The organism is Stenotrophomonas maltophilia group sp. Smal17, from assembly GCF_030237045.1.
Taxonomy (GTDB): Bacteria; Pseudomonadota; Gammaproteobacteria; order Xanthomonadales; family Xanthomonadaceae; genus Stenotrophomonas; species Stenotrophomonas forensis.
The window spans coordinates 1-17,843 of sequence record NZ_JASJSU010000042.1 but is presented as its reverse complement, the minus strand read 5'-3'; the positions used below and the strand labels follow the sequence as shown (position 1 = coordinate 17,843).

Below are 17,843 nucleotides of genomic sequence, written 5' to 3'. Positions count from 1 at the left end.
GGGGGGGGTCGAGCATGGCTCGACTCTACAAAAAGGCGGATTACAGCCACTTGGCGCGCTTGAACAACCGGTACAACCCCACGCACACGCCGCCCACGCCGACGATCATCAGTGGGTAGGACCACGGTTCACTCAGCTCCGGCATGTGGCTGAAGTTCATGCCGTACCAGCTGGTGATCAGTGTCGGCGCCGCCAGCAGTGCGGCCCATGCACCGAGGCGCTTGACCGTCTCGCCCTGCGCCAGCGTCACCAGCGACAGGTTCACGCTCAGCGCGGTGCCCAGCATTTCGCGCAGGGTGTCGATCACATCGCTGATGCGCACGGCGTGGTCGTGCACGTCGCGCACGTACAGCTTCACTTCGTCGGGGATCAGATCGCCCTGGTAGCGGCGCAGCTGCGCCAGCACGTCCTGCAGTGGCGCCACCGCCATCCGCATCTTGTTCAGTTCGCGCTTGAGCTCGTACAGCCGCACCACCGTGCTGCGCTTGTAGTTGTCAGCGAAGATGTCCTTTTCCAGCAGGTCCAGGGTGTCGCGGAAGCGGTGCACGATCGGCAGGTAGTTGTCGACCACGAAGTCGGCGACGGCGTACAGGCAGTACGACGGGCCCATTTTCAGCAGCTGCGGTTCGCGCTCGACGCGGGCACGAACCGGCGCGTAGGACAGCGATGCACCATGGCGTACGGTCACCAGGAAGCGCGGGCCGAGGAAGGCATGCGTTTCGCCATACTGGATGCGCTCATCGACCATCTGCGCGGTGGTCACCACCACGAACAGCGAATTGCCGTAGGTCTCGACCTTGGGCCGCTGGTGCGCGTTGCGCGCATCCTCGATGGCCAGGTCGTGCAGGCAGAATTCCTCCTGCAGTTTCAGCAGCACATCATCGTTGGGATCGTACAGGCCCACCCAGACGAAGCCGTTGCCACTGGCAATGACATCGCTGATGGCGTCCAGGCTGATGTCGTGGCGTTTGCCCTCGTCATCGTAGTGGACGCAGTTGATGACGCAGGCGGGGTTGGCCGAGGCAGGTGCGGAAGCGGAGGCGGGCAATGACATGCCCGCCATCGTGCGTCAGGGGCGTGTTTCGGACAAGTGAGGACGACGCCCCAGCACCCACGCCAGGGCGACGTGCACCGGCAGCAGCAGCACGATCCACTGCACGTTGTACTGCGCCTGCAGGCTCAGCCAGTGCAGTACCAGCGCGGCCACGGCCTGTGCCGCCAGCAGCCACAGCACGATCCTGAACATGCGGCCCGGCACGCGCCGGCGCAGCACGGCGATCGCGCCCGGCAGCAGCAGCACCGCCAGCGGCGAAAGCAGCAGCAGGTTGCGGTTGGCCCAGGCGGCGTAGTGGGTGCTGAAGCCCCACAGGAACACCAGCAGGCTGCCGGCGATGGTACACAGCAGCCAGAACGGCAGGGCCAGCCCGGCCAGCAGCCGCGGGCGGCTGCGCAGCGCCAGCACGCCGGCGGCGATCACCAGGCCGCACAGCAGCCACGGCCACCAGCGGCGCGCGAATTCCTTCGGTTCCGGGTCGATGCGGTGCGGCAACAGTTCCTGTTCGGACTGCACCAGCGGTCGTCCATCGCTGTTGCGTGCCTGGCGCAGCGCATCGGCCAGACGCATGGGTACGAACGCTTCCTGCCAGCGCGACAGTGGCTGGTCGGCGAACGGGCCGAGGCCGACGTCGAAGCCCAGCCACATCCACGCTGCCGGCGAGGCCAGGCGCACCGATTCACTGCGATAGGTGTTGCCGCGCGAGCGCCCCGACAGCTGCGATTGCAGTCCGCCGCCCAGCGCCTTGTCCACGGTATCGCGCACCATCGTGGCGCAGTTGGCGGTGTAGTAATCGTAGTGGTAGCGCGCGTTTTCCGGCTTGGCCCGCTCGGCCAGGTCGGCGGCCAGCGCTCGCGCCTGGTCCGGGCGCAGGTCCAGCCACTGCACGCTGGCGCCACGGCCGGTCTCGTCGTAGTACGACAGGTCCTGCTGCAGCGGCAGCGCCACCAGGTAATACATCATGTCGCCGCGCACGAAGCGGCTGATGAAATCATCTTCGGACGGATCGAAGTAGCCGAAGTTGTACGAGGTCGCTTCGCCGCTGGCCGGATCGATCACGACGATGGCGTCGTGGCCGAAGCGCTCGAAGAACACCGTGCCCGGCTGCATGGTCACCACGCCGATGCGCGGGGCAGGAGCCTCGGCGCTGGCAACGGGTGCAGCAGGTGCGGGTGTGGTTGCCGCCGGCTGCGCGGAGGCGGCCAGCGGCAGGACCATGGCCAGCACGCACAGTGCCAGCCACACCGTCAGGCGCAGTGCCAGGTTGGGGGCACCGCGCTTCAAGCGTCGTCCTGCGCGTCCGGCGGCAGCACGGTCACGTGGAAGGCCTGCACCCGGCGCGCATCGGCGCGGGCCACGCGGAACATGAAACGATCCAGCGCCAGTTCGTCACCGACTTCCGGCAGGTGGCCCACGGCCTCGGTGACCAGGCCACCGATGGTGTCGTAGTCCTCGTCGGAGAACGTGGCACCAAAGCGCTCGTTGAAGTCACCGATCGGGGTCAGCGCATCGACCACGTACTGGCCGTCGGACTGGATGGCGATCTGCGCCGACGGATCCTCGGCTTCGTCATGCTCGTCGTCGATCTCGCCGACGATCTGCTCCAGCACGTCCTCGATGGTGACCAGGCCAGCGACACCGCCGTACTCGTCGACCACGATGGCCATGTGGTTGCGCGACAGACGGAATTCCTTCAACAGCACGTTGAGTTTCTTCGCCTCCGGAATCAGCACCGCCGGGCGCAGCAGCTCGCGCACGTTGGCCGGGCCGTTGTCGGCGACCACGCCGCGCAGCAGGTCCTTGGCCAGCAGAATGCCCAGGATGTCGTCCTTGTTCTCGCCATGAACCGGGAAGCGCGAATGGCCGGATTCGACCACCTGCCTCATCAGCTCCAGGAAGGGCGCTTCGACCGGCAGCGAGACCATCTGCGAGCGCGAGATCATCACGTCGCCCACGGTCAGCTCGGCCACCGAAATGGCGCCTTCCATCATCTTCAGGGTATCGGCGGCGATCAGCCCCTCTTCCTGCGCGGTGTGCAGGACCGCGACCAGCTCGTCGCGGGTGTGGGGTTCGCCGGAGAAGGCGGACGTCAGGCGTTCAAGCCAGCCGCGCTTCTTTTCACTGTGCTCCGCAGGGGAGCTACTACTGTCGTCTTCTGACATCTCTGGAAAAAAGGCACCCGGCAGGCCGGGCGTTGGCCCCAGTCTAGCAGGATGTGACGGCCTGTCAGTGTCCGTCGCTGCCGGGCCCGGTGATCGGCGGCGGGGCCAGTTCAGGCCGCGCGGGGGCTTCTTCCTCGGGCAGGTCCAGGCTGTAGGTGCAGCCGGCCAGGGTCTTGCCGGGATGGGAGGCCACGGTGGAGACGCTGAGGATGATCGACTCGATCTGGGCCTCACCGGTCTTCGGGTCGGTCACATCACGGCTGACCAGTTCGCGGCCGGCCATGAACTTGCCGTCCTGGTCGTAGCCGGTCTCCAGCCCCAGCCGCTTGGCCAGCGGCCGTGGGTCGGCCTGGTCAAGGACCGCCATGATGCTGGCGCCGGCCACCGCCACCCGCTCGGTGGCCACGCCGAAGACGGTGATCGGCTGGGCCAGCCGGTACTCGCTCATGAACTGGTTGCCCTGCGGCAACGGCTGCAGGCCCTGGGCCACGGCCTTCAGCGGGTCGGCCAGCAGCGGCGCCAGCGCACCGAGATCGGCCACGCGCTGCCGGCACTCGATCAGCGCCGGCAGGTCCAGGCTGGAGGCGAAGGCAGGCGGAGCGGCAAGGGCACCCAGCAGGATCAGGCAGCAGCGCAGTGACACGGGCGGTATCCGCAGGCGGTGGGGCGCCATCATAGCCCCGAGGAACGGGTGAACGGCCGGGTGATACGGCGGGCGACTCCGATCATCACTGCACGCAGCAACATCAGCGGCAGGGTGATCAGCACCGACAGCATCGCGAGGTGGAGCAGCCCCGCGATGGCCCAGGCAACGGTCGGCACCAGCCCAGCGTCCATCAGCCAGGGCATCGGGTTCGGCCCGGCATTCCGGATCAGCATCATGTAGACCGCGGCGAGTACGTACAGCACCAGCAGCGAGGTGCGCGAGGCATGGAAGAACGGCAGCCCATTGGCGGGCCGGCCCAGGCGCCGTTGCAGCATCATCCGCCACAGCACCGGCAGCGCCAGCGCACCCGCCAGCATCAGCAGCATCGAGATCGTCAGCAGGCCGGGGCCGTGTGCGGGCTGCGCCCGGTCGTTGAGGTACGGCCCGATCATGCCGATCGCCAGCCCTGCCACCAGGCAGAGGGGCGACAGCAGCGCCAGGCCGCGCAGCAGCCAGTGCTGCCCGGTGGGATCGGTGGCAGCGATGCGCCGGACGGTGCGCACGCCCAGCACCAGCAGGGCGGCGAAGAGGCCGCCCACGATCAGTAGCGTGATGAAGCTGCCTTGCTGGATCATCCTTGTTCCTCGTGTTTTCGTTATGGACCCGGGGGATGGCCGCCCGGCCTGCTCAGCGCTCGCCGGCGTACGGATCGGCGATGCCGAGCTCGGCCAGGATCTCGCGCTCCAGCTGTTCCATCGCCTCGGCTTCCTTGTCGTCCTCGTGGTCCCAGCCGAGCAGGTGCAGCACGCCGTGCACGGTCAGGTGCGCGTAGTGGGCATTGAGCGCCTTGCCCTGTTCATCGGCTTCGCGGGCCACTACCGGCGCGCAGATCACCAGGTCGCCGAGCAGCGGGAACTTGACGCCCTTGGGCAGGCCTTCGGGCATTTCGGCCGGGAAGCTGAGCACGTTGGTGGCGTAGTCCTTGCCGCGGTAGTGGCGGTTCAGTGATTGCCCCTCCTTGGCGTCGACCACGCGGATGGCCAGGTCGGCCTCGCGGATGCGGCCCTTCAGTGCGGCGGCCACCCACTTGCGGAAGCTGACCGCCGCCGGCAGGCCGGTGCGCGGCAGGGCGTAACTGACGGCGACATCCAGTCGCACGGGACCACGGGTCATGGAGTTGCTCCAGGCTGGATCTGATGCAGGTCGCGGCGGTCGTAGGCGCTGACGATGCGCGCGACCAGCGGGTGGCGGACCACGTCGCGGGATTCGAAGAAGGTGAAGCTGACGCCCTCGACCCCCCGCAGCACATCGATGGCGTCACGCAGGCCGGAGCGCACGTGCTTGGGCAGGTCGGTCTGGGTCAGGTCGCCGGTCACCACCGCGGTGGAACCGAAGCCGAGACGGGTCAGGAACATCTTCATCTGCTCGATGGTGGTGTTCTGTGCTTCGTCCAGGATCACGAACGCATCGTTGAGCGTGCGGCCGCGCATGTAGGCCAGCGGCGCGATCTCGATGACGTTCTTCTCCAGCAGCTTGACCACCTTCTCCACGCCCATCATTTCATACAGGGCGTCGTACAGCGGTCGCAGGTAGGGATCGACCTTCTGGCTCAGGTCGCCGGGCAGGAAGCCCAGCTTCTCTCCGGCCTCCACCGCCGGGCGCACCAGGATCAGCCGCTGCACGCGCGATTCATTCAGCGCTTCGACCGCGCTGGCCACGGCCAGGAAGGTCTTGCCGGTACCGGCCGGGCCGATGCCGAAGTTGATGTCGTGGGTGGCGATCTGGTGCAGGTAGCGGCCCTGGTTCGCACCGCGTCCGCGCACCGTGCCGCGCTTGACCTTGATTGCCACGTCCTGCGTTTCGTAGGAGCGCTCGGCGATCTGCTCGACGTTGGCCTGGGCCAGGCGCAGATGGATGGCATGGTTGTCGAAGGTGGTCTCGCCGGCCTCGGCGTACAGCGCCTCGACCAGCTTCTGTGCTTCGACGATGGCCTCTTCCGGTCCGCTGATGCGGAACACGAAGCCGCGGTTGGCGATCTCCACGCCGAGCTTCAGCTCGATCTGTCGCAGATGCCCGTCAAACGGACCGCATAGGTTGGCCAGCCGCTCGTTGTCTTCCGGCGACAGGGTGAAGTCTCGATGCTCGATGCTTTTCATTGATCGGGTAGGGCGGAAGCCTTGCACCACAGTGGATTCAGGCAGCAAGGGTAGCGCGCGGCAGGGTCACACGGCCAGCGCCGGGCGTTTTCCACATGGCGTGTGGACCGGGCTGGAAGAAAGCTGTGGATAGACACCTTCGTCCCTTGTGCCACAGGCTCCATGAGCCGATGGTGAAAAAAACGTCATGACCGGCGGAGAGGGGGGGCGTGCCGGAAACTTGACGGCGGCCGGGTCGCGGATGACTATCAGCCCGGAGCCCCAAGGGAACAGGGTCTTCCGCGAGGATCGGCGCAGCGCGCTGCCCGGCCCGTAGCAACGCGGAAGTGGCAGGTAGGCCATCGCCAGGGCAGGAGCGCCTGGCACAGGAAATGACATGGATGCTTCACTCGCGCATGCCGCGCTTGCTTCGCTGGTCGGGCTGGAGCCGGACCATCAACTGCACCGCCTGCGGGCCGATGGCCTGCCCCCATTGTTCGTCGAACAATGGTGGGGCCATGAATGCCTGGCTGGCGGATTCGATTACTGGGTGGATGTGCTGCATCCGGACGCGGGCCTCGCGTTCGGTGAATGGCCGGGTCGCGAGGCGGCGCTGGTCACCCGCCTGGACGATGGCCAGGACCATCTGCGCTGCGGGTATGTTGCCGCTGCCCATCGGCTGGAGAGCGAGGGCGGCCTGGCGCGCTATCGCCTGCACTGTGTCCCATGGACCTGGATGCTGGGGCATGCACGGCACAGCCGCGTGTACCAGGAACGCACCGTGCGCGACATCGTCGAGGACGTGCTGGGCGGGCATGGTGAGTTGGCCTGCTGGCGTTGGAGCGAGGACGCCGTAGCCGCTCTGGCCGAGGCGCCTGCGCGCAGCTACTGCGTGCAGTATCGCGAGCCGGACCTGGCCTTCGTGCAGCGCCTGCTGGCCGAAGAGGGAATTGCCGGCGCATTCGAGAGCGACAGCGGCGGGCGGCTGACCCTCGTGCTGTTTTCCGACAGTCGAGCGCAGCCGGAGAACCCTCAGTCCGCCCGCGATGGCGGCATCCGTTTCCATCGCAATGACGGTACCGAAGCGGCGGACACGCTGCAGCAGCTGGGCGCACGTCGCCTGCTGGGCAGCAACCGGTTGTCGCTGGTCACCAGCGATTACCGGGGGCCGGTGCTCCGCCATGTCCAGTTGCCGTTGCAGGCGGGCGGCCAGAGTCCGCGCGAGATCTACGACCCGGTGGGCGCGCATGCCTTCGCCCAGGCGGCCGATGGGCAGCGCCGGGCGCGCCGGGTAGCCGAAGCGCACGAGGCGGGCCTGGCCGGCTGGCTGGGCACCGGCAGCGTTCGAAGCCTGCAGGCGGGCCGCTTCATCCGCGTGCTGGCGGCCGGAACCGCCGCCGCCCCGACCCTCCTTCCAACTGAAGTACTGCACCACGGGTGCAACCCGCCGCCGATCACGCAGGGGCGCGGGCAGCGGCGGGCCGAGCCACCTGCGCCCTGGCTCGCGGCCAGCGCAGGGCTGCCGGGAGCCCCGCTCGAGGCGTCCTCGGCGTTGGGCTACGCCAACCGGTTCCGGGCCGTCGACCAGCGGCAGCCATGGCGCCCGGTACTGCAGGACGGAACGGGGGAGCGCATCAACCCGCGGCCGCTTGCACCGGGCTACCAGACCGCCCGGGTCATCGCCGGCGATGGCCGGAGTGACGCCGATCTGCATGCCGACAGCCAGGGCCGGGTCCGGGTGCGCCTGCATCTGCAGGGGGCCACCGACGCCGAGGCAACGTGCTGGATGCGGGTGGCGCAGCGCTACGCCGGGCCAGGCGTGGGTTCGCAGTTCCTGCCGCGTGTAGGCCAGGAGGTGCTGGTCGGCTTCCTTGAGGGCGACATCGACCGGCCGCTGGTGCTGGGTGCGCTGTACAACGGCCGTGGTGATGCCGGCGCTGCTCCCACGCCTGCCGGTGCGGCCGCGGCCGGTAGCGACGCAGGCCTGTTCGGCCAGGCCGCCGACAGGCGTCCGAGTGCGCAGGGCAATGCGGCCGGCGGCCACGCCCCTGCCTGGCATGCGATGGCGCCCGGTGAAGGCCAGCACCGGCATGCCGGTGCCTTGTGGGGCATCCAGTCACGGGAGTGGTCCGGTACCGGCTACAACCGCCTGGTATTCGACGACTCCGATGCGCAGCTGCGCCTGCAGCTGGCCAGCAGCCATGCCATCAGCGAACTGAATCTTGGCCACCTGCGGCACCAGGCCGACAACCATCGCGGGTCCCTGCGCGGCGAGGGCGCGGAACTGCGTACCGATGCCTGGGGTGCACTGCGCGCCGAGCGTGGCGCATGGCTGATCGCGCACCCCCGCGCGCCCGCTTCGCCGGCCGGTGAGGCCGTTGCCGCCAGTGCGCTGCTGCAGCAGGCGTCAACCCTGGCCGGGTCCTGGCACGCGATGGCGACCACCCACCGGGCGGTCGGCATGGCCAGCCACGCTCCGCCGGACGACAGCGCGGGCCTGGCAGGCCTGCAGCGGGTCGCGCGCGCCAGCGTGCCCGGGCAGGACTACGCACAGGCCCGCGCAGGTGGTGAGGGTCGGCCCACCGGCGGCGCCGTGCCGCATACCGAAGAGCCCATGCTCGGGCTGCACGGCCATGCCGGCCTGGCCATGGTGGCCGGGCAGGCGCTGCAGTGGAGCAGTGCCCGGCATGTGGTGCTGGCCAGTGGCCAGCACAGCGATGCCAGCGTGGCCGGTAGCGCGCGCCTGCACGCGATGCAGGCCGTGGGCGTGCTCGCAGCCAGTGGCCGGACCTTTGCCGGCGAGGCTGCTTTGAGCGTCGTGGCGGGGCAGGCGGCGCTGGACGTCCGCGCCCAGTCCGCGCAGATCAACGTGCAATCGCGTGCCTCTCTGCGTGCCGCCAGCGCCCAGGCGGCCGTGGAACTGGCCGCGCCGCGCACCCTGCATATCGCCACCGCCGGTGGCGCCAGCCTCACCCTGGAGGGCGGCAACCTGGTGGTGAACTGTCCCGGCACCATCACCGTGCATGCCGGGCAGAAGTCCTTCGTCGGGCCTGCGCAGCTCAGCTATGCGCTCCCGGACATGCCAACCAGCACCCTCAGCGAGCAGATTCCGAAGCTGGCCTTCCGCCTGCAGGACATTCCGGGGCCGCAGGGGCATCCGCTGGCAGGCCAGCCCTGGAAGATCGTGCGTACCCGCCGGGCGCTGGACGAGGACATGCGAGATGGCGCGCTGGTGCCGGCCAACTGGGCCGAGACCGTTGCCGAAGGGCAGGCCGACGAGCAGGGCGACGTCAGCCTGGATGACGCCCTGTGCGCGAAGATCTGGAACGATGCCGGCCGGTTCCCGGGGCGGCTGTTCCTGGTGCATGGCATCGACGTGATTCCCCTGCAGCGTCCGCGCCCCTACAGCAGCTCGCCAGGCGTGCGCGCCACCATGGACACGCTTGAAGCGATCAACTACGGCAAAACCCTGGCCGACCTTCCCGATGATGCGGCGCTGTATGCCTACCGGCAGCGTGCCGAGTACGAGTTCCAGTCGCATATCGACGCCGACCCGGCCCAGCGCAAGGAGATCCAGTGATGGCAGACGGCACCAAGCTGGGCAGCGTCCCGCATACCGCATTGACCTGCCTGGACGGGCAGAAGGGCACCAGCAGCGGTGACTACTACGCGCCACCGGACCGCCAGTTCGCGCCGGTGCGGCGCGGCAACAAGGTTGACGCCTACACCGATGGCCGCTCGGCGATGAAGGCGATGGCCGATGCCATCCGCGGCGCGCAGAAGTTCATCTTCATCGCCGACTGGCAGATGAACTTCGACACCGAGCTGGACAGCCGCGGCGGTGCCCACGCCAGCCGCCTGAGCGAACTGCTGTTCGATGCCATCAACCAGCGCGGCGTGGACGTGCGGGTGCTGCTCTACGACAGTGTCGAGGCGGCGGCCTACACGCACGAGAACGAGGCGCGTACGGCCCTGTACAAGATGCAGGATGCCAACACGCCGGGGCAGGTGCAGGTCGGCCTGCACAACCCGGCCACCGGCCGCACCGATGCCTTCAACATCGCCTTTTCGCACCACCAGAAGATCCTGGTGGTGGACGGGAAGATCGGCTTCGTCGGCGGCCTGGACATCGCCCACGGGCGCTGGGACGACGGCAACTTCGACGTGGTCTGCGACCCGACGCTGCATGTGCTCAATGACCACTACAACAACTGCCTGAGCAAGTTTCGGGGCATGACGAGGGCTGAGCAGGACCTGACCCTGGACAAGCCCGATACCAGCCCGGACGCGGTCGGCCGTGTCCGCCCCGGCTTTGCCCAGGCATACGTGCCGGGCCTGGCCATCGCGCTGGACCGGATGAAGGCGCAGTGGGATGCCGGCGCCGCACTGGCCGAACTGCAGGACTATGCGGACAAGCTGGGCGTGCCCGACGCGCTGGAGCGCGAAGGCATCCGCAAGCTTGCCGAGATGGTCATTCCGGGCATGGAAGAAGCCGTGAAGGTACAGCGTTCGGTCGCCAAGACCTTCCTGGCCATTCAAGGGTGGTTGACCGAGATCGAAAAGGAATACGCCGACGTCATCGCCGCTTCCAACCGGGCCGCCGACGAGGCGGTCAAGCTGAACGTCGGCGAGGCCGCCGCCGCCGCAGGGCGCGCGGTGGAAGGCTTCACGAAGATCCAGGCGAAGAAGTTCGGCGAGTGGGTCGATGAGCGCAAGGCTGCGATCAAGGACGCCATTCTGGGCCCGATCAAGACGGCCACCACGGTCGTGGGATACGTGCGTGATCCTGACTCGCTGGTCACGGACGCCAAGGCCAAATATGCCGAGATCGAGAACAAGTTCAACAAGGCCAAACAGGCGTGGGAATCGCTGGTGAAGTGGATCAACGAGCCGGTGGATCGCATCCAGCGCCTGCTCGACAGCGGCCGCCAGCCGCGCATGCCGTGGCAGGACGTGCACGCGCGCCTGCAGGGACCGGCGGTGTTCGACATCTGCCGCAACTTCATGCACCGCTGGAACGCCATGGTCTGGCAGAACCAGCGCGGCGACCGTGAAATCGGCACGGCGGTGCGAAAGGTCCTGAACCGTGGCATCCGCGGTGCCAACGACTGGACAGGCGCCGGCCTGCCGGAGCAGACCACGCTGGCACGTGGCATGGAACTGACGCCGTTGAGCGATCAATGGCTGCAGTCGATGGGCGGCATGCAGGCGTTGTTCGGTGACCTGGCCCGGCCGGGCACGGCCGGCGATGTCACCGTACAGATCGTGCGTTCCTCGGGTACGGCATTGCATGCGCTGGAGAAGAAGGGCTGCAAGGAACTCGGCCTGAATCTGGACGATGCCAGTTGCCTGCAGCCGTACTGGGAGCGCAACCAGCCGATGCATTCGATCCTCGATGCGATGGTCAACTGCATCGCCTCGGCGCGCGCTTTTGTCTACCTCGAGACCCAGTTCCTGATTTCCGAATGCGGTTGGTCCGACGCTGAAGCCGGCACTACAGTGGAGACGGTAATCAAGGGCGGCGAGCGGCGGCCCATGACCAAAGCCGAAAAAAAGAAGGCCGGCTACGTCGACAAGGGCGTGGCCATGAGTGGGCCCATCGGGAAAACCGGCGTTGTGCAGGACCTGGTGAAGCGCAAGCAGGGCGTGAAGTCGGCGGCCAGCAACCCGCTGGTGGCGGCCATCGCCGCGCGCATCCGTCGCGCCATCGTGGCCGGACAGGGCTTCCATGTGTACATCACCTTGCCCGTGCATCCGGAAGGCAGCCTGTTCGACGGTGCCGTGCTGAAGCAGCAGTACTGGGTGCAGCAGACCCTGTTGCGTGGCGACGACAGCCTGATCCGCCGCATCTGCCGTTCACTGATCGCGCGCGACAAGGACATCCGCGAGGCGAGCGTGGAAGAGGCCGACCTGCAGGCAGAGGTGAAGGCCGGGCGCTGGAAGGAATACCTGTCGGTAATGAACCTGAGAAGTTATGGGGTCCTGGCCGACATCAACCACAAGAACCACTTCGCACCGCATACGATCGGCGCCGACCAGGCCACCCCCTTGTACGTGGTGACCGAGCAGTGTTACGTACACTCCAAGCTGCTGATCGTGGACGACGCTGTGGCCATCATTGGAAGTGCGAACTGCAACGACCGCAGCCTGCTGGGCACGGGTGACACCGAGATCGCCGCAGTGATTGTGGATGGTGCGGCCAAGTCGATGGACCTGGGCAATGGCGTGCAGGTGATAACCCGGAAGTTTGCGCGGGATCTGCGGATGAAGCTTTGGAGGAAGTTCCTGGGGGAGGAAATCCAACCGTTGCCGGAAAAGAAGGACAAGCCCTACAGCGCTGTTGAATCTGCGGCATTGTATCTGCCTTGGTTCGATATTCAGAGCCCCAGTATCAGGATCGAGAACCCGGCGAGTCCCGCTACGTGGAAGGGGATTAGGGTGCGAGCGGATTCCAACGCGACCACGTACGAGCGCGTTTTTACCAACGTCCCTCGCGATTCGTTTCGGCGGTACGATGCCGTATTCGGAGGGTTTCCGTCTGCGGGTCTGAGTGACAAGGGACATGTCAAGCGCATGTTGTATGCACAACCACCTGACCTGCAGCCAGACTTCATGCAGGAACATAGTGTCGTGAACGACTATGTGACCAGCGCGGTGGGACGGCACAATGTGGGAAAAGCTGTGGAGGCGCTGAAGGCGGGCGAATCACGCGTCAGAGGCTTTTGGGTGGCGATGCCGCTTTTGTGGGGCAACGGCATGGATGACCCCGCCGCAACAATGCCTAACGAGATCATCGCAGCGCTGCCCCTCGGGACTGACCTGCGAGGAGGTACGATGCTGGCGAGACAAAGTGTCGACGAAGGACATGGAGAGCAGGTTTGAATAGATTTACTGTCCCTAGAGTCATGGCCTTTTTCGGTGCAGTATCCTGCGCAAGCGCCGCCTTTGCTGACTGTGCGCCGATGAATGGCGACCTGAGTGCGTCGTCGGATAGAAATGTAGAGATCCGCTTCAGTCCGGAACCCATTGATCGATTCCACATAAGTCTGAGTCGAGCGAACGAGGTCGCACCATTCATCCGCATTGGCGTCTATCCGGAGGTCACAAGACTGGAGAACAAGCCTTTCAGTTCCGAAGGTGGAACGATCTTCTATCTAGAGCCGGGCCCTCAAGGGCCGAGGCTCTGCCGGGTGGAGGAGTGGAAGCGAAGAGTACAAAAGGTGAGTAGCGATGATGCGAGCTCGCTTCCTGCAATCCAGCGGATTCTCCCGTACTTCGAACTTCGGCAAGTTCGCACCATTCACTATGATCCGTCTGGTCTACTTGTATCCAGTCGAAAGATTGATGCGAATGCGCGTGGTAGCACAATTTTTTGTGCGCTCTATGATAAGGAAGGCAGAATTGAAGTGGCAAATGAAAGCTCTGAGACGGATGTTTCAGGTAGTCCGGGCTTTCAGTGTTCGCAGCTTCGCGATGGGCCTGTAAAGAAGGTTACTAGGTATTTCGCCTATCGAGCTGATGGATTCTTGGCTTCGGATATAACCAAGATGGCTACGCGCAAGCCTGGGGAGGGCGCGGGGCAAGAAGATGTCGGTTTTGGAACCGAGGTCACGGATGGTGCCTGGTACGCGCAAGGAGATTTTTACTTCAATGATGGCAACGTCCACCGCCGCGTTGGTGCATCGTTTCAGATGAGCGATAAGCGAGGGCTTACTGGTATACAGAGTGAATCCTTTGCCATTGCGTCATCCGACGCGACGCCCGTCTTTGAGCAACGCAGTCGGGATGAAGGTAGGGAGTTGAACTACACCTTCCCTGGAGAGCGTGTATCGCCAGATGTGCTGAAGGGGCAATTTGACGGCGTAACCGCATATACGCGTGTTCGGGAGTATTTCCACCGAACCGGACAGCGCATCTTCGAGATTTTTGCTCCGGGCGCAAAGCATCCCAGCGAACGCCAATGGCGCACGCTGGATCTGAATCGGCAGGAAAACTACGATGCGAAGGGCAAACTCACGCGCGTGATTCTGTCCGGCCCTGTCTCTGGTGACGCTTACACCGAAAACCTGCGCACCTACGCAGAAAAGGGCGTGCTGAAACTCACGCCGCTCACCAACGGCTACAGCTCCTACCGCGTGTACAACTATGACGCTGCAGGCAAAGAGTCACTCTCGTTCGTCTGCTGGCGCTACGAAGTCTCGACCAACAAGCCCTACGCCCATTTCCCCTGGTGGGAGCCCGACCCCCGCCCCAAGCGCAGTCGTGAAGCCGAATTGCAGTACGGCAGGACGCAGGTGGGCACGCGGTGCGGCACGCCTGACGGCAAGATGATCGTGGAGGGCATGGGCCCGGTGAAGAAGCTGATGGAAACCAAGTACGGTTTCGGGACGACCAAGCTGGGGTTGCCGGGCGAGTAGGGCGAGACTTCTATCCCGACCTCGTGCCAGGCGCCGGCCTGTCGGAGCAGACCACGCTGGCACGTGGCATGGAACTGACGCCGTTGAGCGATCAATGGCTGCAGTCGATGGGCGGCATGCAGGCGTTGTTCGGTGACCTGGCCCGGCCGGGCACGGCCGGCGACGTCACCGTACAGATCGTGCGTTCCTCGGGTACGGCATTGCATGCGCTGGAGAAGAAGGGCTGCAAGGAACTCGGCCTGAATCTGGACGATGCCAGTTGCCTGCAGCCGTACTGGGAGCGTAACCAGCCGATGCATTCGATCCTCGATGCGATGGTCAACTGCATCGCCTCGGCGCGCGCTTTTGTCTACCTCGAGACCCAGTTCCTGATTTCCGAATGCGGATGGTCCGACGCTGAAGCCGGCAGGACGGTGGAGACGGCAATCAAGGGCGGCGAGCGGCGGCCCATGACCAAAGCCGAAAAAAAGAAGGCCGGCTACGTCGACAAGGGCGTGGCCATGAGTGGGCCCATCGGGAAAACCGGCGTTGTGCAGGACCTGGTGAAGCGCAAGCAGGGCGTGAAGTCGGCGGCCAGCAACCCGCTGGTGGCGGCCATCGCCGCGCGCATCCGTCGCGCCATCGTGGCCGGACAGGGCTTCCATGTGTACATCACCTTGCCCGTGCATCCGGAAGGCAGCCTGTTCGACGGTGCCGTGCTGAAGCAGCAGTACTGGGTGCAGCAGACCCTGTTGCGTGGCGACGACAGCCTGATCCGCCGCATCTGCCGTTCGCTGATCGCGCGCGACAAGGACATCCGCGAAGTAAGCGTGGAAGAGGCCGACCTGCAGGCAGAGGTGAAGGCCGGGCGCTGGAAGGAATACCTGTCGGTAATGAACCTGAGAAGTTATGGGGTCCTGGCCGACATCAACCACAAGAACCACTACGCACCGCATACGATCGGCGCGGATCAGGCCACCCCCTTGTACGTGGTGACCGAGCAGTGTTACGTACACTCCAAGCTGCTGATCGTGGACGACGCTGTGGCCATCATTGGAAGTGCGAACTGCAACGACCGCAGCCTACTGGGCACGGGTGACACCGAGATCGCCGCAGTGATTGTGGATGGTGCGGCCAAGTCGATGGACCTGGGCAATGGCGTGCAGGTGATAACCCGGAAGTTTGCGCGGGATCTGCGGATGAAGCTTTGGAAGAAGTTCCTGGGGCAGGCGCTTGAGACGAAGCCTGAGAAGGGGGGGCAATTCGTCTTTTCTAATGCAACCGAAGACTACTACCCTTGGTTCAGCGAAAAAGTTCCAACCCTGGAGGTCGACAAACCGGCAAGTGCCAGAACTTGGACGGGAATCAGGCAGCTTGCGGATGCCAATTCCGAAGCTTATCAGCGTGTTTTCACGAATGTCCCGCGCGACTCTTTCCCTCGCTACGACTCTGTGTTTCATGGATTTCCGGCGGCAGGTCTTAGTGACAAAGGGCACGTCAGGCGCATGCTCTACGCGCAGCCGGCAGATCTGCAGTCAGATTTCATGAAGGAGCCAAGTGTTGTGAACGACTACGTGACCGATGCAGTGGGGCGGCATGATGTGCGTAAGGCGACGGATTTTCTCAGAGGTACCGCAACGCGCCGTGGGATTCAGGGTTTCTGGGTGACCATGCCACTCCTCTGGGGGAGTGACATGGATGATCCGGCTGCAGCGATGCCGAACGAGATCATTGCAATCGTGCCTATTGAGGGGGATCGGTCAACTGAACTAGCGTACTCGGATCGCCATGGTTCTTGGGGGCACGGAGAGCAGGTATGAGTGGGCATCTACTGTTGAGGGCGATGGTGGCCTTAGGGGCCCTGTGTGGTGTGCAAACCGCGCTTGCAGACTGCGGTTCTTCAAATGAGAAGGACCTCCGGTTTAAGAATGGTGGGATGGTGATCAAGTTCAGGCCAAGCCCATCGGGCGAGGTGGATGCGGTAGGCGCCAGCCTCAGTCGCGCGAACGAAGATGTCCCCTACGTACGGATTAGTGTCGAGCCAATACTCGGTGAGTTGCACAATAATCCGTTCAACTCGAATGGTGGTGCTATCTATTACTTGGAAGAAAGCGCTCAAGGGCAACGGCTATGCCGCGTTGAAGAGTGGAAGAGGCGGGAATCCAAATTGATTGGCCAAGTGCCGCCTGAGAGCCTGCATCCTGCGGTTAAGCCGGTCTATCCCTATTTCGAGCTGAGCAGGAGCTATGAGCTCCATTATGACTCGGCTGGTAGATTGACTTCGATTCAGAATGTTGACGCGAAAGGGCGTAGGGCCACAACGTTCTGTGCACTCTACGACGAAAATGGTCGCATAGAAGTGGCAAATGAGAGTTCTGGATTGATAGTCTCGGATAGGCCAGAGTTCCAGTGTTCGCAGCTCCGCGATATGCCATCCCGCACTACCACTCGATACTTCACTTATCGACCTGATGGATCGCTGGCTTCCGATGTAGAGAAGGAAGCCACGCGTAAACCAGGTGAGGATCCCGACCGCGAGGACACCGGCCCTGGAACCGAGGCGACCGATGGTGCCTGGACGGTGGGGGGCTTCGTCAATGTCGACGATGCTGAATTGAAACGGGTCGTCGGCATTCGCTTTTACGGCGGCGAGAAGCGAGGGATTGTAGGAGTGCGAAGCCCTTCCGCTACCCTGGTTCCGTCTGACGTCACTCCGGTTTTCGCAGAGCGCAGCCACGTCGCGTCACAGGAGGTGCGGTACACGTTCCCCGGTGAACGCGTCCCTCCAGAGGTCGCCAAGGGGCATTTTGAGGGAATCACAGGCTATACCCGTGTGCGTGAGTATCTGCACCGTTCGAGTAGCAGAATTTTCGAAGTCTTCGGTCCGCAGGCAAAGCATCCAACCGAACGCCAGTGGCGCACGCTGGATCTGAATCGTCAGGAAAACTACGACGCAAAGGGCAAGCTCACGCGCGTGATCCTGTCCGGCCCTGTCCCTGGTGACGCCTACACCGAGAACCTGCGCGCCTACGCCGACAAGGGCGTATTGAAGCTCACGCCCCTCACCAACGGCTACAGCTCTTACCGCGTGTACGACTACGACGCTGCCGGAAGAGAGACGTTGTCGTTCGTGTGCTGGCGCTATGAAGTCTCGACCAACAAGCCCTACACCCATTTCCCCTGGTGGGAGCCCGATCCCCGGCCGAAGCGCAGTCGTGAAGCCGAGCTGCAGTACGCCAGGACGCAGGTCGGTACACGCTGTGGCACTCCCGACGGAAAGATGGTTGTGGAAGGCATGGGCCCGGTGAAGACGCTGATGGAAACAAAGTATGGCTTTGGTACCACGAAGCTCGGTTTGCCGGGCGAATGACGAGTAATGGGCTTTACGTACAGGGATGCATGCCAGGAGGCAGTCATATGAAGTCGATGGGTACGAGACCTCCGCAGAAG

The 17,843-nt window shown here is 64.6% G+C and carries 13 protein-coding genes; 5 read left to right on the top strand and 8 right to left on the bottom strand.

What is annotated here, in order from left to right; genetic code table 11:
- Positions 1 to 40: 40 nt before the first annotated feature.
- From QRO93_RS12635 to QRO93_RS12605, 7 genes are all read right to left on the bottom strand, one after another.
- Entirely contained in the window at positions 41 to 1,063 is a 1,023-nt protein-coding gene (locus QRO93_RS12635; protein WP_049456539.1) for a magnesium and cobalt transport protein CorA, read from the bottom strand.
- Positions 1,064 to 1,069: 6 nt separating this feature from the next.
- Positions 1,070 to 2,272, bottom strand: coding sequence for a DUF4105 domain-containing protein (locus tag QRO93_RS12630; RefSeq protein ID WP_180879837.1), 1,203 nt, complete (start codon positions 2,270 to 2,272; stop codon positions 1,070 to 1,072).
- 62 nt (positions 2,273 to 2,334) lie between these two features.
- Positions 2,335 to 3,216 (bottom strand): HlyC/CorC family transporter, encoded by an 882-nt coding sequence (locus tag QRO93_RS12625; protein ID WP_053449270.1) that lies wholly within the window; start codon positions 3,214 to 3,216, stop codon positions 2,335 to 2,337.
- Positions 3,217 to 3,280: 64 nt separating this feature from the next.
- On the bottom strand, positions 3,281 to 3,889 hold the full coding sequence (locus QRO93_RS12620; protein ID WP_180879792.1) for a hypothetical protein: 609 nt from the start codon (positions 3,887 to 3,889) through the stop codon (positions 3,281 to 3,283).
- Positions 3,889 to 4,497 carry a hypothetical protein gene (locus tag QRO93_RS12615; protein ID WP_053449272.1) on the bottom strand — a complete coding sequence of 203 codons (609 nt, stop codon included), beginning with the start codon at positions 4,495 to 4,497 and terminating at the stop codon, positions 3,889 to 3,891. The genes QRO93_RS12620 and QRO93_RS12615 overlap by 1 nt, the downstream gene beginning before the upstream one ends.
- Before the next feature lie 52 nt (positions 4,498 to 4,549).
- The gene (ybeY, locus tag QRO93_RS12610) at positions 4,550 to 5,035 is read right to left on the bottom strand and encodes an rRNA maturation RNase YbeY (RefSeq protein WP_053449273.1); all 486 of its coding nucleotides are present in this window, start codon (positions 5,033 to 5,035) and stop codon (positions 4,550 to 4,552) included.
- Complete coding sequence (locus QRO93_RS12605; protein WP_180879794.1) at positions 5,032 to 6,018, bottom strand: PhoH family protein; 987 nt, start codon at positions 6,016 to 6,018, stop codon at positions 5,032 to 5,034. The genes ybeY and QRO93_RS12605 overlap by 4 nt, the downstream gene beginning before the upstream one ends.
- A gap of 376 nt (positions 6,019 to 6,394) precedes the next feature.
- On the opposite strand from QRO93_RS12605, the gene QRO93_RS12600 reads away from it, so the two are divergent.
- Positions 6,395 to 9,577: a type VI secretion system Vgr family protein gene (locus QRO93_RS12600; RefSeq protein ID WP_180879796.1), complete on the top strand. Its 3,183-nt coding sequence runs from the start codon at positions 6,395 to 6,397 to the stop codon at positions 9,575 to 9,577.
- A 142-nt stretch (positions 9,578 to 9,719) separates the two neighbouring features.
- On the opposite strand, the gene QRO93_RS12595 is transcribed toward QRO93_RS12600, so the two are convergent.
- On the bottom strand, positions 9,720 to 9,881 hold the full coding sequence (locus QRO93_RS12595; protein WP_285304246.1) for a hypothetical protein: 162 nt from the start codon (positions 9,879 to 9,881) through the stop codon (positions 9,720 to 9,722).
- Positions 9,882 to 9,906: 25 nt separating this feature from the next.
- Between QRO93_RS12595 and QRO93_RS12590 the strand changes: the two genes are divergently transcribed.
- The 4 genes from QRO93_RS12590 to QRO93_RS12575 all read left to right on the top strand — a co-directional run bounded on the left by QRO93_RS12590 (position 9,907) and on the right by QRO93_RS12575 (position 17,763).
- Positions 9,907 to 12,879 carry a phospholipase D-like domain-containing protein gene (locus QRO93_RS12590; RefSeq protein ID WP_285304245.1) on the top strand — a complete coding sequence of 991 codons (2,973 nt, stop codon included), beginning with the start codon at positions 9,907 to 9,909 and terminating at the stop codon, positions 12,877 to 12,879.
- 80 nt (positions 12,880 to 12,959) lie between these two features.
- Positions 12,960 to 14,414, top strand: coding sequence for a hypothetical protein (locus QRO93_RS12585; RefSeq protein ID WP_180879799.1), 1,455 nt, complete (start codon positions 12,960 to 12,962; stop codon positions 14,412 to 14,414).
- Positions 14,415 to 14,482: 68 nt separating this feature from the next.
- The gene (locus tag QRO93_RS12580) at positions 14,483 to 16,213 is read left to right on the top strand and encodes a phospholipase D-like domain-containing protein (RefSeq protein WP_285304244.1); all 1,731 of its coding nucleotides are present in this window, start codon (positions 14,483 to 14,485) and stop codon (positions 16,211 to 16,213) included.
- Between the two features lie 116 nt (positions 16,214 to 16,329).
- Positions 16,330 to 17,763, top strand: coding sequence for a hypothetical protein (locus QRO93_RS12575; protein WP_180879801.1), 1,434 nt, complete (start codon positions 16,330 to 16,332; stop codon positions 17,761 to 17,763).
- Positions 17,764 to 17,843: the final 80 nt, after the last annotated feature.